Source organism: Planococcus sp. S3-L1 (genome assembly GCF_030063085.1).
Classification (GTDB): Bacteria; Bacillota; Bacilli; order Bacillales_A; family Planococcaceae; genus Planococcus; species Planococcus kocurii.
The window spans coordinates 1-14,099 of the sequence record NZ_JASISN010000016.1 but is presented as its reverse complement, the minus strand read 5'-3'; the positions used below and the strand labels follow the sequence as shown (position 1 = coordinate 14,099).

General features: G+C 43.2%; 20 protein-coding genes. All 20 read left to right on the top strand.

Features of this window, described 5'->3' with window-relative positions; all coding sequences use genetic code 11:
- Nucleotide 1: 1 nt before the first annotated feature.
- On the top strand, nt 2-502 hold the full coding sequence (gene rpsE / locus QMF37_RS13620) for a 30S ribosomal protein S5 (RefSeq protein WP_008497444.1): 501 nt from the start codon (nt 2-4) through the stop codon (nt 500-502).
- A 13-nt stretch (nt 503-515) separates the two neighbouring features.
- Nucleotides 516-698 carry a 50S ribosomal protein L30 gene (gene rpmD / locus QMF37_RS13615; protein ID WP_071154689.1) on the top strand — a complete coding sequence of 61 codons (183 nt, stop codon included), beginning with the start codon at nt 516-518 and terminating at the stop codon, nt 696-698.
- A gap of 33 nt (nt 699-731) precedes the next feature.
- On the top strand, nt 732-1,172 hold the full coding sequence (gene rplO / locus QMF37_RS13610) for a 50S ribosomal protein L15 (RefSeq protein ID WP_058386717.1): 441 nt from the start codon (nt 732-734) through the stop codon (nt 1,170-1,172).
- Nucleotides 1,172-2,467 carry a preprotein translocase subunit SecY gene (secY, locus tag QMF37_RS13605; RefSeq protein ID WP_058386716.1) on the top strand — a complete coding sequence of 432 codons (1,296 nt, stop codon included), beginning with the start codon at nt 1,172-1,174 and terminating at the stop codon, nt 2,465-2,467. The genes rplO and secY overlap by 1 nt, the downstream gene beginning before the upstream one ends.
- Before the next feature lie 61 nt (nt 2,468-2,528).
- Nucleotides 2,529-3,182, top strand: a complete 654-nt coding sequence (locus QMF37_RS13600) for an adenylate kinase (RefSeq protein WP_058386715.1) — start codon at nt 2,529-2,531, stop codon at nt 3,180-3,182.
- Between the two features lie 398 nt (nt 3,183-3,580).
- Nucleotides 3,581-3,799 carry a translation initiation factor IF-1 gene (infA, locus tag QMF37_RS13595; RefSeq protein ID WP_006828950.1) on the top strand — a complete coding sequence of 73 codons (219 nt, stop codon included), beginning with the start codon at nt 3,581-3,583 and terminating at the stop codon, nt 3,797-3,799.
- A 37-nt stretch (nt 3,800-3,836) separates the two neighbouring features.
- A complete protein-coding gene (rpmJ, locus tag QMF37_RS13590) occupies nt 3,837-3,950 on the top strand; it encodes a 50S ribosomal protein L36 (protein WP_058386714.1) in 114 nt (37 codons plus the stop codon).
- A gap of 23 nt (nt 3,951-3,973) precedes the next feature.
- Nucleotides 3,974-4,339, top strand: a complete 366-nt coding sequence (gene rpsM, locus QMF37_RS13585) for a 30S ribosomal protein S13 (RefSeq protein WP_006828952.1) — start codon at nt 3,974-3,976, stop codon at nt 4,337-4,339.
- A 25-nt stretch (nt 4,340-4,364) separates the two neighbouring features.
- The gene (gene rpsK, locus QMF37_RS13580; RefSeq protein WP_006828953.1) at nt 4,365-4,754 is read left to right on the top strand and encodes a 30S ribosomal protein S11; all 390 of its coding nucleotides are present in this window, start codon (nt 4,365-4,367) and stop codon (nt 4,752-4,754) included.
- Between the two features lie 130 nt (nt 4,755-4,884).
- On the top strand, nt 4,885-5,829 hold the full coding sequence (locus tag QMF37_RS13575; protein WP_058386713.1) for a DNA-directed RNA polymerase subunit alpha: 945 nt from the start codon (nt 4,885-4,887) through the stop codon (nt 5,827-5,829).
- Between the two features lie 45 nt (nt 5,830-5,874).
- A complete protein-coding gene (gene rplQ / locus QMF37_RS13570) occupies nt 5,875-6,249 on the top strand; it encodes a 50S ribosomal protein L17 (protein WP_008432531.1) in 375 nt (124 codons plus the stop codon).
- Between the two features lie 398 nt (nt 6,250-6,647).
- On the top strand, nt 6,648-7,496 hold the full coding sequence (locus QMF37_RS13565) for an energy-coupling factor ABC transporter ATP-binding protein (protein WP_071154690.1): 849 nt from the start codon (nt 6,648-6,650) through the stop codon (nt 7,494-7,496).
- The gene (locus QMF37_RS13560) at nt 7,472-8,344 is read left to right on the top strand and encodes an energy-coupling factor ABC transporter ATP-binding protein (RefSeq protein WP_071154691.1); all 873 of its coding nucleotides are present in this window, start codon (nt 7,472-7,474) and stop codon (nt 8,342-8,344) included. Before QMF37_RS13565 ends, QMF37_RS13560 begins: the two co-directional genes overlap by 25 nt.
- Nucleotides 8,341-9,138, top strand: a complete 798-nt coding sequence (locus QMF37_RS13555; RefSeq protein WP_078080027.1) for an energy-coupling factor transporter transmembrane component T family protein — start codon at nt 8,341-8,343, stop codon at nt 9,136-9,138. Before QMF37_RS13560 ends, QMF37_RS13555 begins: the two co-directional genes overlap by 4 nt.
- Before the next feature lie 11 nt (nt 9,139-9,149).
- Nucleotides 9,150-9,893 carry a tRNA pseudouridine(38-40) synthase TruA gene (gene truA / locus QMF37_RS13550; RefSeq protein WP_283478567.1) on the top strand — a complete coding sequence of 248 codons (744 nt, stop codon included), beginning with the start codon at nt 9,150-9,152 and terminating at the stop codon, nt 9,891-9,893.
- A 193-nt stretch (nt 9,894-10,086) separates the two neighbouring features.
- The gene (gene rplM, locus QMF37_RS13545; protein WP_058386708.1) at nt 10,087-10,524 is read left to right on the top strand and encodes a 50S ribosomal protein L13; all 438 of its coding nucleotides are present in this window, start codon (nt 10,087-10,089) and stop codon (nt 10,522-10,524) included.
- 29 nt (nt 10,525-10,553) lie between these two features.
- A complete protein-coding gene (rpsI, locus tag QMF37_RS13540) occupies nt 10,554-10,946 on the top strand; it encodes a 30S ribosomal protein S9 (RefSeq protein WP_058386707.1) in 393 nt (130 codons plus the stop codon).
- Between the two features lie 111 nt (nt 10,947-11,057).
- Nucleotides 11,058-11,492, top strand: coding sequence for a VOC family protein (locus QMF37_RS13535; protein WP_078080031.1), 435 nt, complete (start codon nt 11,058-11,060; stop codon nt 11,490-11,492).
- Nucleotides 11,493-11,668: 176 nt separating this feature from the next.
- On the top strand, nt 11,669-12,733 hold the full coding sequence (locus tag QMF37_RS13530; protein ID WP_058386705.1) for an Mrp/NBP35 family ATP-binding protein: 1,065 nt from the start codon (nt 11,669-11,671) through the stop codon (nt 12,731-12,733).
- 193 nt (nt 12,734-12,926) lie between these two features.
- Nucleotides 12,927-13,592: a KinB-signaling pathway activation protein gene (locus tag QMF37_RS13525; RefSeq protein WP_283478565.1), complete on the top strand. Its 666-nt coding sequence runs from the start codon at nt 12,927-12,929 to the stop codon at nt 13,590-13,592.
- Nucleotides 13,593-14,099: the final 507 nt, after the last annotated feature.

Sequence of the window (14,099 nt, the reverse complement as noted above, 5' to 3'; positions counted from 1 at the left end):
CATGCGTCGTATTGATCCAAACAAACTTGAACTTGAAGAACGCGTAGTTACGATTAACCGCGTAGCGAAAGTTGTAAAAGGTGGACGTCGTTTCCGTTTCTCTGCATTAGTTGTTGTAGGCGACAAAAATGGTAATGTTGGTTTTGGTACTGGTAAAGCTCAAGAAGTTCCAGATGCTATCCGCAAAGCTATTGAAGATGCGAAGAAAAACCTAATCGAAGTACCAATGGTTAAGGGTACAACTCCACACTTAGTAATCGGTCGTTTTGGTGCAGGCCAAATTCTTATTAAACCTGCTTCTCCGGGTACTGGTGTAATTGCTGGCGGACCTGTTCGTGCGGTACTTGAATTAGCTGGAGTACAAGATATTTTATCTAAATCTCTAGGTTCAAGCACACCAATCAACATGGTACGTGCAACTATTAACGGTTTAACTCAATTGAAAAGTGCTGACCAAGTTGCAAAACTTCGCGGCAAATCAATAGAAGAACTGTTAGGATAGGAGGGAAAATCACATGGCAACTAAATTGGAAATTACCCTCACAAAATCTGTGATCGGTACTAAACCGACACAACGTAAAACTGTTCAATCATTGGGATTGCGCAAAATGCATCAAACTGTTGAGCACCAAGATAATGCAGCCATTCGCGGAATGCTCGTTAAAGTCGCTCACTTAGTAACGATTAAAGAAGTTTAATTACGGATTTCTATAGAAGGAGGTGCCAACTAAATGAAACTTCATGAATTAAAACCGGCAGAAGGTTCACGCAGCTCAAGAAAGCGCATCGGACGCGGTATCGGTTCAGGTACTGGTAAAACAGCAGGTAAAGGTCATAAAGGTCAAAACGCACGTTCAGGCGGCGGTGTTCGTCCTGGATTTGAGGGTGGTCAAAACCCATTATTCCGTCGTTTGCCAAAACGTGGATTTACCAACATTAACCGTAAAGACTATGCAGTTGTAAATATTGAAGTGCTAAACCGTTTCGACGAAGGCACAGAAGTAACACCTGCATTGTTGATTGAAACAGGTGTTGTGAGCAATGAACGTTCTGGAATCAAAATTCTGGGCAATGGTAGCTTAGAAAAGAAATTGACAGTAAAAGCTCACAAATTCTCTGGATCAGCTAAAAAAGCGATTGAAGCTGCTGGCGGACAAACCGAGGTGGTTTAATGTTTCAGACAATCTCTAATTTTATGCGCGTGACTGATATTCGAAATAAAATATTCTTTACATTATTGATGCTCATCATTTTCCGTATTGGAACTTTTGTTCCAGTACCGAATGTTGATGCTTCAGTTTTGCAAGCTACTGACCAGATGGGTCTGGTTGGATTCTTAAATACTTTCGGTGGAGGTGCCCTTGCTAACTTTTCGATTTTAGCGATGGGAATTATGCCATACATTACAGCATCAATCATCGTGCAATTATTGCAGATGGATGTTGTACCGAAATTTGCAGAGTGGGCGAAACAAGGGGAAGTCGGAAGACGGAAACTTGCTCAATTCACTCGCTACTTCACAATCGTTCTTGCCTTTATTCAAGCAATCGGTATGTCTTACGGATTTAACCAAATGTACGGCGGTTCTTTAATCCAGAATGACACGATTTCAACTTACGTTGTCATCGCTATTGTTTTGACTGCTGGTACGGCGTTTCTACTGTGGCTTGGTGAGCAGATTACGGCAAAAGGTGTGGGGAACGGTATTTCGATTATCATCTTCGCAGGGATTGTCGCTGCAGTACCAGGTGCTATTAATCAACTATATGCACAGCAGATCCAAGGAGCTGGAGATCAGCTTCCGATCAATATTGCCATTATGGCATTGCTTGCATTAGCTGTTGTTGCCATTACGGTTTTGGTTATTTACGTTCAACAAGCGTTGCGTAAAATACCGATTCAGTATGCAAAACGAGTTGCTGGCCGTGGTCAAACAACAAGTGGGCAGCAAACGCATTTACCTTTGAAAGTAAACGCGGCCGGAGTTATCCCGGTAATCTTTGCAGTAGCGTTTATTATTACGCCACAAACCATTGCTTCTTTCTTTGGTGCCAATGCGTTTACAGAAGCGATTCAGAGTACGTTTGATTATACGCGTCCGGTCGGCATGATCATTTATGTCGCTTTGATCGTAGCATTTACGTATTTCTACGCTTTCATTCAGGTTAATCCTGAGAACGTGTCGGATAACTTGAAAAAACAAGGTGCATATATTCCGGGAATCCGTCCGGGTAAAAATACGCAAGATTACTTAACAAGTGTGTTATACCGATTGACATTCGTTGGTGCCATTTTCTTAGCAGTTATTGCTGTTCTACCGATTTTCTTCATTAACATTGCGAATTTACCGCAATCGGCGCAAATCGGCGGAACAAGTCTTTTGATTGTTGTAGGGGTAGCACTAGAGACGATGAAGCAATTAGAATCTCAACTTGTGAAACGTCATTATAAAGGCTTTATGAAATAATCAGTAGGATATAAAGAGACGTGAAAGCGTCTCTTGTCCAATTGTTTGAGGGGGACAACGTATGAATATCGTATTAATGGGTCTACCGGGTGCCGGAAAAGGTACTCAAGCAGACGAAATTGTTAAGAAGTACGACATCCCTCATATTTCTACAGGTGACATGTTCCGTGCTGCTATAAAAGGTGGAACGGAACTGGGCTTGAAAGCTAAATCATTCATGGATCAAGGTGCTCTAGTGCCTGATGAAGTGACAATCGGCATTGTCCGAGAACGACTAAGTGCGAAGGATTGTGAAGAAGGCTTCTTATTAGATGGCTTTCCACGTACTGTCCCTCAAGCTGAAGCGTTGGAATCTCTTCTGGCCGATCTTGATAAGCGAATCGAGCATGTCGTAAATATTCAAGTCGAACAAGACGAATTGATTGCACGTTTAACAGGCCGATGGATCTGTAAAGTTTGTGGAACTGCTTACCATACTGTGTTTAACCCACCGGCTAAAGCTGGCGTGTGCGACAAAGATGGCGGAGAACTCTATCAGCGTGAAGATGATAAGCCTGAAACCGTCACGAAGCGTCTAGAAGTAAATATGCAACAAACACAGCCGCTTCTTGATTTCTATGAAAGCAAAAACGTGCTGCAAAATATAGATGGACAGCAGGACATCAAAAAAGTATTTGCTGACATTGATGCTCTTCTAAAGGGCGACCGAGGCTAAATCCCCGGCGCCGGGCGCAGTTAGTTGCCTCCATGTGGCTTTAAAGGGGCACCGGAGATATGAATTTTCGAGAGCTGCAAAAGCAAACAAGGCTCAGGATACAACTATTGGTGCAAATGCACTTTAGTGCAATTATGCACCGATGCTAGTATAATGAGTTTCGTGGAAGCATCTGTGTAACGGGTTTGGAACTCATCCAAGGCAGTCCGGGCAGTCGAGGATACATGAGACAGACTGGCTTTGCCGGATTAACCCCGGCCCGCTAGACTGCGGGGCTCGGAGAATATCTTCGAATGTCACTCATGCATTTCTCGTGAATGAATGTACTACACTATTCAATCAGCAAATACTGTTTGAAGATGAGAACCTGATTTGTATACAGAAGGGAGACTGGGTCGATGGCGAAAGACGATGTAATTGAAATCGAAGGAACTGTCGTTGAGACTTTGCCTAACGCGATGTTTAAAGTAGAATTGGAAAACGGTCACACGATTCTCGCGCACGTATCTGGCAAGATTCGCATGCATTTTATCCGCATTCTGCCAGGAGATAAAGTGACAGTAGAACTTTCTCCTTATGATTTAACACGCGGTCGTATCACATACCGTTTTAAATAATCTTTTGCACTCCGGACCACTAAGGAGGTTGGGTTAGATGAAAGTGAGACCATCTGTAAAACCGATCTGTGAAAAATGTAAAGTTATTCGCAGAAGCGGTAAAGTAATGGTAATCTGTGAAAATCCGAAACACAAACAAAGACAAGGCTAATTTGAAGGAGGTGCATCGCACACATGGCACGTATTGCTGGTGTTGACATTCCGCGCGACAAACGCGTTGTTATTTCATTAACATATATTTTCGGTGTTGGTAAAACAACTGCACAGAAAGTTCTTTCTGCTGCTGGTATCTCTGAAGAGACACGCGTTCGTGATCTTACAGAAGACGAGTTGAACAATATCCGTGAACAATTAGATCAATACAAAATCGAAGGTGACCTTCGCCGTGAAGTTTCAATGAACATCAAACGCTTGATGGAAATTGCTAGCTTCCGAGGGATTCGCCATCGTCGTGGACTACCTGTTCGCGGTCAAAATACGAAGAACAATGCGCGTACGCGTAAAGGTCCTCGTAAAACTGTAGCTAACAAGAAAAAATAATCAGTAAAGGAGGTTTCTTCTTAACATGGCACGTAAACAACAAACTCGTAAGCGTCGTGTGAAAAAGAATATCGAATCTGGTATTGCTCACATCCGCTCAACATTTAATAACACAATCGTTACTATCACTGATATGCAGGGTAACGCTGTTTCATGGTCAAGTGCAGGGGCTCTAGGATTTAGAGGTTCACGTAAATCTACTCCTTTCGCTGCGCAAATGGCTGCTGAAACTGCTGCTAAAACATCAATCGAACACGGTCTTAAAACTTTAGAAGTTACAGTTAAAGGTCCTGGTTCAGGTCGTGAAGCTGCTATCCGTGCGCTTCAAGCTGCCGGACTAGAAGTTACAGCGATTAAAGATGTAACTCCAGTACCTCATAACGGTTGCCGTCCGCCAAAACGCCGTCGCGTATAATCGTTAATCTGAATAGGATTTTTGAACATCACGACTTACTGGATGGGTTCTGAATCGTAGCGAAAGTCTGTGACTATCGAATTCTTGATGACACGAAAAAAAACCGACGTTTTGAAGGAGGGTAAACTGAATGCTCGAAATAGAAAAACCAAAGATTGAAACGGTTGAGATCGATAACAATTCCAAATTCGGAAAATTTGTTATTGAACCTCTTGAGCGTGGATATGGAACCACTTTAGGAAACTCCTTACGTCGAATCTTACTTTCATCTTTACCTGGCGCAGCTGTTACTTCAATTCAAATTGATGGCGTACTGCATGAATTCTCCACTGTCGAAGGTGTAGAAGAAGATGTAGCAACAATCATTTTGAATATTAAGAAGCTGGCTTTGAAAATTTACTCTGACGAAGAAAAAGTCATTGAAATTGATATAAAAGGTGACGGAACGGTTACGGCTGCAGATATCACGCACGATAGTGACGTGGAAATTCTGAATCCGGATCTATATATTGCAACAATCGCTAAAAATGGTCATCTACGTATGCGTATGTATGCGAACAGAGGCCGTGGATACGCTCGTGCAGATCAGAACAAACGTGAAGATCTTCCGATTGGTGTTATCCCGATTGACTCTATTTACACTCCAGTTTCACGCGTTAACTTCCAAGTGGAAAATACTCGTGTGGGCCAACTGGCTCATTTCGATAAATTATCTCTTGATGTTTGGACAGATGGCAGCATTGGTCCAAAAGAGGCAATTGCGCTTGGAGCTAAAATTTTTACTGAGCATTTAAATATCTTCGTAGGATTAACAGATGAGGCACAAACGGCTGAAATCATGGTTGAAAAAGAAGAAGACCAAAAAGAAAAAGTATTAGAGATGACTATCGAAGAACTTGATCTTTCGGTTCGATCTTACAACTGCTTAAAGCGTGCGGGTATCAACACGGTACACGAACTGGCAAGCAAGTCGGAAGACGACATGATGAAAGTACGCAACCTCGGACGCAAATCACTTGAAGAAGTTAAAGTGAAGTTGGAAGATTTAGGTCTTGGACTTCGTAAAGAAGACTGAGATTAAGATCGGATCCGAACTATTCAACAAAGGAGGGAAACTTCAATGAGAAAGCTTCAACGTACAAGTTCTCAACGTAAAGCACTATTACGTGACCTTACAACAGACTTAATCGTACATGAACGCATTCAAACGACTGAAGCTCGTGCGAAAGAAGTGCGTTCGACTGTAGAAAAAATGATTACGCTTGGTAAACGTGGAGATCTTCACGCTCGCCGTAAAGCAGCAGCATGGATGCGCCGTGAGTTGGTTACAACTGCAGACGCTGAAGGCAACGAAACGACAACTTATGCATTGCAGAAATTGTTTGATGACGTTGCACCACGTTACGCTGACCGTCAAGGCGGTTACACTCGTATTATGAAAATGGGGCCTCGTCGCGGAGATGGCGCACCTATCGTTATTATCGAATTGGTTTAATTTGAATCTATTGATTCAAATTAAAGCCTCCGGCGGATGTCACGGATTTTGAAAGGAATGAATTGCGCTAGCGCAATTCAAAATCCGGACGCAATTATGCGGAGGCATAATTGATTTACTTGAAGGGGGTCAATAGCCCTCTTCTTTTAGCATTATGATTTATACGACAATATGAAAAGCTGAGTGTTATGATGAGCGAGCCGAAAGGCGGCGTCTCGTCTAGCTCTACGCACCTCATTCAACCCTGGCTTAAGCAACCGGGGAAGCCATAGAGACAGAAAAGCGCATTTCTCTGAATGAGGTGCGCGCTTTTTTTATTTATTTTAGGTTTTACAAACGCGCATAAAAACCAGTAGAGTAGAGAAGAGTTAAGCAAGTGTTAGAGGAGGTCAGCTGAGATGAATTCGACTATCTTGTCATTCGAAAATGTGACATTTACATATACGCAAGAAGACGAGTCGGTAAAACCCGCTGTAGCAGATTTGTCATTCTCCATTCAAGATGGGGAGTGGATTGCCTTAGTGGGTCACAATGGCTCTGGAAAATCGACAATTGCTAAATTGATGAACGGCTTATTATTTCCGCAAACCGGTCAAGTATCAGCCATGGGCAAATTGATGGCTGAGGAAAGTTTGTGGGACATCCGTTCCCAAATGGGCATGGTTTTTCAAAACCCAGATAATCAGTTTGTCGGGGCAACGGTTCAAGATGATGTTGCTTTTGCACTGGAGAACAACGGTGTGCCACATAAAGAAATGGTGGTTCGTGTCAAAGAAGCTTTGCACCAAGTGAAGATGGACGATTATCTTGATCATGAACCTCATCATTTGTCGGGTGGCCAAAAACAGCGTGTGGCAATTGCGGGTGCACTGGCGCTCCGTCCACGTTTATTGATTTTGGATGAAGCAACTTCGATGCTCGATCCGCAAGGGCGTATGGAAGTGATTGAAACCATTCGTGAACTTCGGGAAGCAACAGGTTTGACGGTAATATCCATTACGCACGACCTGGAAGAAGCAGCACTTGCTGATCGTATTCTTGTAATGAACGCAGGCCATAAGCAGTTAGAAGGAATACCAGAATCCGTGTTCCTTTCGGGTAATGAATTAACAACTTTGGGTTTAGATTTGCCGTTTTCGATGCGCATGACGCATTTGTTGCGAGAAGCGGGTGTGGCGTTGCAAGGAGAACATATGACAGAAGAAGAATTGGTGGATGAGTTATGGACATTTTACTCCAGGAAGTAGGATATAGTTACGCGAAAGATACGCCCTTTGAAAAGAGAGCACTGACGGATGTATCGCTGCATATTCCTTCTGGTTCCTATACGGCTATTATTGGCCATACTGGGTCTGGCAAATCAACTGTTCTTCAACATCTCAATGCGCTCTTAAAACCAACTGAAGGGTCCGTTACGATTGGTGACCGTAAAATCGAAGCTGGTGTAAAAGCAAAGAATTTGCGTGATGTTCGGCGACAAGTGGGGATTGTCTTTCAGTTTCCTGAGCAACAACTGTTTGATGAGACGGTCTTAAAGGATATTATGTTCGGACCTTTAAATTATGGTGTGTCAGAAGAAGAAGCGAGCCGCCGGGCGCATGAATTAGTCGAACAGCTTGGATTGCCTGCAGAAGTTTTGACAAAATCGCCGTTTGACTTGTCCGGTGGGCAAATGCGTCGCGTGGCTATCGCTGGCGTGTTGGCGATGGAACCAGATGTATTGGTGTTAGATGAACCGACAGCAGGCCTTGACCCACGTGGTCGCCGTGAGATTATGGACTTGTTTTACCGTTTGCATATTGAAAAAGGACTAACAACGGTGCTGGTGACGCACAGCATGGAAGATGCGGCGCGTTACGCAGATAATGTGGCGATTATGCACAATGGTCGCTGTGTGGTCACAGGAGAGCCAACAGCAATCTTTTCAAATGAAGAGCAACTGAGAGATTACCGTTTGGAACCACCGCGTACCATTCGGTTGCAACGAAAATTTGAAGCCAAAACAGGAATTCAACTGGGTGTTGTTTCATTGACAGAAGAAGCGTTAGCTCAAAACATTGCATCCGCATTATCGGAAGGACGTGATTCCGAATGATGGAGAAAATGATTTTTGGTCGATTTATTCCTGGTGATTCTGTTATTCACCGAATGGATCCACGGGCGAAAATTTCATTTGTTTTTGTGTTTATTGCCATCGTGTTTATTGCGAATAGCGCAGTGACTTATGGGATTTTGCTAGGATTTACTTTGCTGGTAGTATTTTTATCCAAAATTCGTTTGTATTTCTTGATAAATGGATTGAAACCGGTCTTTATATTGTTGGTATTCACTTTTTTATTGCATATTTTCTTTACGCGTGAAGGTGATATATTAGTGGATTTTGGTTTTATTGAAATTTATGAAGAAGGTTTGCGGCAGGGGATATTCATTTCGATTCGCTTTTTAGTACTGGTGTTTATTACTAGTATTTTAACCTTGACGACTTCACCGATTTCTATTACAGACGGGATTGAAGTACTGCTTGGTCCATTTAAACGAATCAAGTTGCCGGTCCATGAACTGGCGTTGATGATGTCGATTTCGTTGCGGTTTATCCCGACGCTTATGGACGAGACTGGGAAGATTCTCAAGGCGCAAATGGCCAGAGGTTCTGACATTGGCTCAGGGCCGATTAAAGAGCGCATTAAGGCGGTTGTGCCCTTGCTGATTCCGCTGTTCGTCAGTGCCTTTAAACGGGCAGAGGACTTGGCTACAGCGATGGAAGTTCGTGGCTACCGCGGGGGCGAAGGCAGAACGCGCTATCGCCAACTCAATTGGCGTTCTATCGATAGCTTGAGCCTGCTTGTGCTAGCGGGGCTCGCGGGAATGCTTTGGTATTTCCGGGTATAAGGAGAGAAATTATGAAACGATTAAAAGCGACCATTGCGTATGATGGTTCTGGATTTGCAGGTTATCAAGTGCAGCCAGACAAACGCACGGTCCAGCTCGAATTAATGAACGTGTTAAAAACCATTCATAAAGGAAAAGTTGTGCAAGTCGTGGCAAGCGGACGGACAGATGCCAAAGTCCATGCTACCGGACAAGTCATTCATTTTGATACAGCGTTTTCCATCCCGATGACGGGTTGGATAAAGGCTTTGAATGTGCTATTGCCAGAAGACATCCGCGTGAACGCGATTGAAGAAGTCGATGCGTCTTTTCATGCGCGTTATCATACGACAGGTAAAACTTATCGTTATAAATGGAATCGCAGTCAAATCATCAGTCCGTTCACGCGCAATTTGATGGTTCACATCAAGCAACCACTCGATGTAGAAGCAATGACCATAGCGGCACAGGCGTTGATTGGCACTTACGATTTCTCCAGTTTTTGTGCGGCGAATACCGCAGTAGTCGATAAAGTGCGAACAGTTCGACGTCTGGAGTTTGAAGAACATGGTGACGAATTGCATATGATTATTGAAGGATCTGGCTTTTTATACAATATGGTTCGCATTATTGCAGGGACCTTAACGGAAGTCGGTACCGGTAAAAGAGCAGCTGACGAACTTAGTCGAATTGTGGCTGCAACGGACCGGGTCGCCGCTGGAAAAACAGCGGCAGCACATGGGCTTTACTTGGAAAGCGTGATGTACGAGAGCTGAAGCAACTTTTCCTGGTGTTTTTAGAAAACCCCTTGACTTTTTAGCACTTTCGTTATAACATGATGTATGGTATTTTCATTACCCCCACGATATGCCCCGGAAGGTTATTTGTGTTAAGGGATAACGAAAAAACGGAACAGCGGAACACTGTAAAAGAACTTAAAAGAGACGATATATTAGGAGGACAATATACATGCGTACAACATTCATGGCTAAGGGTCACGAAGTAGAGCGTAAATGGTTAGTTGTCGATGCAGAAGGGCAAACTCTTGGACGTTTAGCTTCTGAAGTCGCTTCAATCTTACGTGGAAAATATAAACCAACATTTACACCAAACGTTGACACTGGTGATCACGTGATCATTATCAACGCTGAAAAAATTCACCTTACAGGTAACAAACTTGCAGACAAGATCTATTACCGTCACACACAATACACGGGTGGACTTAAACAACGTACTGCACTTGAAATGCGCACAAAATACCCAACAAGAATGCTTGAATTGGCTATTAAAGGGATGCTTCCAAAAAACTCTTTAGGTCGTCAAACGTTTAGAAAGCTGCATGTCTATGCTGGCCCTGAACATAACCACCAAGCACAACAACCAGAAATCTATCAACTACGCGGTTAATAATTAGTAAATTAGAGGAGGATACACCTTTGGCACAAGTTCAATATATTGGGACAGGTCGTCGTAAAAACTCAACAGCTCGCGTACGTTTAGTACCGGGTGACGGCACAATTACAATCAACAAACGTGACGTAGCGGACTACGTTCCTTACGAAACACTACAACAAATTATCAAACAGCCACTAGTTGCTACGGATACTCTAGGAAGCTACGACATCCTAGTAAACGTAAACGGCGGTGGATTCACAGGCCAAGCCGGAGCAATCCGTCACGGTATCGCACGCGCTCTACTAACTGTAGACCCTGCATTCCGTCCTGCGTTGAAATCTGCTGGGTTGTTAACACGTGACCCACGTATGAAAGAACGTAAGAAACCAGGTCTTAAATCAGCACGTCGTGCACCTCAGTTCTCAAAACGTTAATTTCGATTTTCGTTTACAAAGCACTTTCCGAAGAAATTCGGGAAGTGCTTTTTTTATGTTCAAATGGAGGTTCGAACAGGTAAAATAGAAGGAAATGGGAGGGGTGCCGAAATGAACCGGATCAATTTAATTTGCCTGGGTGTGAAAGACATGGGAACATCCGTAAAGTTTTACAGAGATGGCCTCGGCTTTAAAACGACGGAAAAAGGGGACAATCCTGAAATCGTGTTTTTCAATTCGGCTGGTACGAAACTGGAGTTGTATCCATTGGAGGACTTGGCGAAAGATATCGATGAAAAGAACCCGCCAAGTGGCAGTGGATTTTCAGGCATTACGCTGGCCTATAACGCAAAGTCTAAAGAAGAAGTGGATAGAGTGATGGCTCTTGCGGAAGCGGCTGGAGGAAGGATCATCAAAGAACCGAAAGAAGTTTTCTGGGGAGGTTATTCAGGTTACTTCACCGATCCCGACGGCTATTACTGGGAAGTAGCATGGGGTCCGGACTTTACGTTCGATGAAAACGATATGCTGGAAATTGATTCGTAAGTTGGGCTCTTGGCCACGCCAGTTATTCTGTTGAAGAAACGCCACTTCGCCCGAGCTCTCATAGCCACCGGAGCGCAGTGGCTTTTTTCATTTTTCTTATAAGACCGAATAGATTAAAAATAAGATTTGCTGTGCTATACTTTATGGTGAGCAAAATTGATAGGGAGTGTATCGATATGTTAACTGAAGTACAAGTACGCGAATTACTCGGAGCGTTAGAAGATCCGTTTTTACATAGATCGTTAACTGAAACAGATGGCATTACGTCTGTAACGATTAAGGAAGAGAAAAAACACGTCAGTGTCAAATTGGCAATTGCTAAAACAAATACACCTGAACAAATGCAGTTACAGATGAAAGTTGTCGATGTATTAAAAGGAGCGGGAGCGGGTTCTGTCGGAATTCGTTTTGAAGAGCTCTCAACAGAAGCTTTAGCGAAATTCCGTGGCACAGCTGATGAATCAGAAGCGCAGGATTTGTTATCTCCATTGAACAAAGTTGAATTTATTTCAATTGCCAGCGGTAAAGGTGGAGTTGGTAAATCGACGGTATCTGTTAACTTAGCAATTGCATTAGCGCGTCTAGGCAAAAAAGTGGGCTTAATCGATGCAGATATCTACGGTTTTAGTGTGCCAGACATGATGGGCATTGATAAATCGCCAGTCGTTCGTGGTCAAACAATCATTCCAGTAGAGCGCTTCGGCGTAAAAGTAATTTCGATGGGCTTTTTCGTAGAAGACAATATGCCAGTCGTTTGGCGTGGCCCGATGCTCGGCAAAGTACTTGATCAATTTTTCCGCGATGTAGAATGGGGAGATTTGGATTACCTTCTATTGGACTTGCCACCAGGTACAGGGGACGTTGCACTCGACATTCACCAAATGCTACCGGCATCTAAAGAAATTGTTATCACCACACCACACCCGACTGCAGCGTTTGTTGCGGCACGTGCTGGAGCGATGGCGCTTCAAACCAATCACGAGGTGTTGGGTGTTATTGAAAACATGTCATGGTTTGAAAGCCAAGAAACGGGCAAGAAAGAATTTCTTTTCGGACAAGGTGGCGGACCGAAACTTGCAGAAGAGTTGCAAGCGCCGCTACTTGGACAAATTCCACTGGGTCAGCCTGACTGGAACGAAGCAGACTTTGCACCGTCTGTTTACTTGGCGGATCATCCGACAGGGAAAATCTACGAAGACATCGCGCAGCAAGTACTTAAACAATTTGCTGACAAAAAATAAGATAATGAGCAGTCCGGAAGCCATAATCGGTTTCCGGGCTTTTATTTTGTGCAATCCTCAGGAGGATATGGCGATTCAGTAACAAAGATTCGACTTTCAAGCTTTGTTCACAATCTATCGTCTACAGTGAATGGATTTTTTAATAGCCGGTTGGTACAATCGTAAAAGAACTTTAAATAACGGAGGCATTCAATTGACAATACGAAATTGGGTTAAGTTTTTCTTGAAAGCTTTATTAATTGGTGGAGCGGTAACCGGCGTACTCGGTTTATTCGTTCGCTGGGATGATATATTTTCACAACCGTTTTATGCAGGACACTGGGGCGAATTCTTGGCAGGATTTGTCTGGCTCGTTATTATTGGCTTAACGATGAGCATTATTAGCCAATTGTGTTTCTTTGCTTACTTGACGGTGCATCAGATTGGGATGAACATATTCCGTACATTGCGTTTGTGGAATTGGATTCAACTTTTGATTATCGTCGTAGTCGTTACAGATTTGATTTTATTCCGCTTTGCGCCAAACGCAGAAACGACTGAACAGGTTTGGTTATATGGAATCTTATTAACAATCTTGATCGTTACCGGAGTGGTTACGGCATATATGAAAGCAAAATGGACCAATAAAGAAACATTTATTTCTGCATTGTTCTTCATGATTGTTATTACGACGGTTGAATGGCTGCCGGCGTTGATGGTAGAAGAAGGGAATATCGACAGCTGGGTTACTTTATTGCTGTTCCCATTCTTAGCAGTAAATGCGTATCAGTTATTGGTGTTGCCAAAATACAACGCACAATCAGATATTGATCGCCAGAAATTAGAAGAACGACGTGCTGCAAGAAAAGCAAAAGCGTAAGCATTGTTTCGTAAGAAAAATCATTTAACCGCTTGTTTCAATAAAGTGGCTAAATGATTTTTTTGTTTTAATAAAATCAATTGCACGATGAGCGAATGTAGATGGCTGTAAGGGAGCTAGGTACTTTTTCGATTTTTTAAAGAGAGAATACAGAAGGGAAAACAGGGTTTTAAGAAAAACTTTTGCGAAAGTGTTGACAGAAATGTAATCATGCTTTAATATAATAAAAGTCGCCAAGCAACAACGAACAACACAAACAAAACGGCGGCAACCAAACACAACAACTTGAACCTTGAAAACTGAACAGCAAAACGTCAACGAAAGACGTCACGAGCACTTCGGTGCGAGAACGGCTTTTGCGAAGGTTGCCTTATGGCAATCAGAGCAAAGTTGTTTTCCTTCTCGGTGTTCGTGACGACAACTTACTGATCAGCATCACGCAGATCAAAGCGAATCGTGCGTCTTCGGACGGCGATACGCCAGCAGTATTGAGCAATCAACACTACT

Coding starts and splice junctions, on each gene's coding strand:
- infA (WP_006828950.1), top strand. CDS start 3,581: ATGGCGAAAGACGATGTAATTGAAATCGAAGGAACTGTCGTTGAGACT.
- QMF37_RS13560 (WP_071154691.1), top strand. CDS start 7,472: ATGGACATTTTACTCCAGGAAGTAGGATATAGTTACGCGAAAGATACG.
- rplQ (WP_008432531.1), top strand. CDS start 5,875: ATGAGAAAGCTTCAACGTACAAGTTCTCAACGTAAAGCACTATTACGT.
- rplM (WP_058386708.1), top strand. CDS start 10,087: ATGCGTACAACATTCATGGCTAAGGGTCACGAAGTAGAGCGTAAATGG.
- QMF37_RS13565 (WP_071154690.1), top strand. CDS start 6,648: ATGAATTCGACTATCTTGTCATTCGAAAATGTGACATTTACATATACG.
- secY (WP_058386716.1), top strand. CDS start 1,172: ATGTTTCAGACAATCTCTAATTTTATGCGCGTGACTGATATTCGAAAT.
- rplO (WP_058386717.1), top strand. CDS start 732: ATGAAACTTCATGAATTAAAACCGGCAGAAGGTTCACGCAGCTCAAGA.
- rpsK (WP_006828953.1), top strand. CDS start 4,365: ATGGCACGTAAACAACAAACTCGTAAGCGTCGTGTGAAAAAGAATATC.
- QMF37_RS13600 (WP_058386715.1), top strand. CDS start 2,529: ATGAATATCGTATTAATGGGTCTACCGGGTGCCGGAAAAGGTACTCAA.
- rpsE (WP_008497444.1), top strand. CDS start 2: ATGCGTCGTATTGATCCAAACAAACTTGAACTTGAAGAACGCGTAGTT.
- rpmJ (WP_058386714.1), top strand. CDS start 3,837: ATGAAAGTGAGACCATCTGTAAAACCGATCTGTGAAAAATGTAAAGTT.
- QMF37_RS13530 (WP_058386705.1), top strand. CDS start 11,669: ATGTTAACTGAAGTACAAGTACGCGAATTACTCGGAGCGTTAGAAGAT.
- QMF37_RS13555 (WP_078080027.1), top strand. CDS start 8,341: ATGATGGAGAAAATGATTTTTGGTCGATTTATTCCTGGTGATTCTGTT.
- rpmD (WP_071154689.1), top strand. CDS start 516: ATGGCAACTAAATTGGAAATTACCCTCACAAAATCTGTGATCGGTACT.
- QMF37_RS13535 (WP_078080031.1), top strand. CDS start 11,058: ATGAACCGGATCAATTTAATTTGCCTGGGTGTGAAAGACATGGGAACA.
- rpsM (WP_006828952.1), top strand. CDS start 3,974: ATGGCACGTATTGCTGGTGTTGACATTCCGCGCGACAAACGCGTTGTT.
- truA (WP_283478567.1), top strand. CDS start 9,150: ATGAAACGATTAAAAGCGACCATTGCGTATGATGGTTCTGGATTTGCA.
- QMF37_RS13575 (WP_058386713.1), top strand. CDS start 4,885: ATGCTCGAAATAGAAAAACCAAAGATTGAAACGGTTGAGATCGATAAC.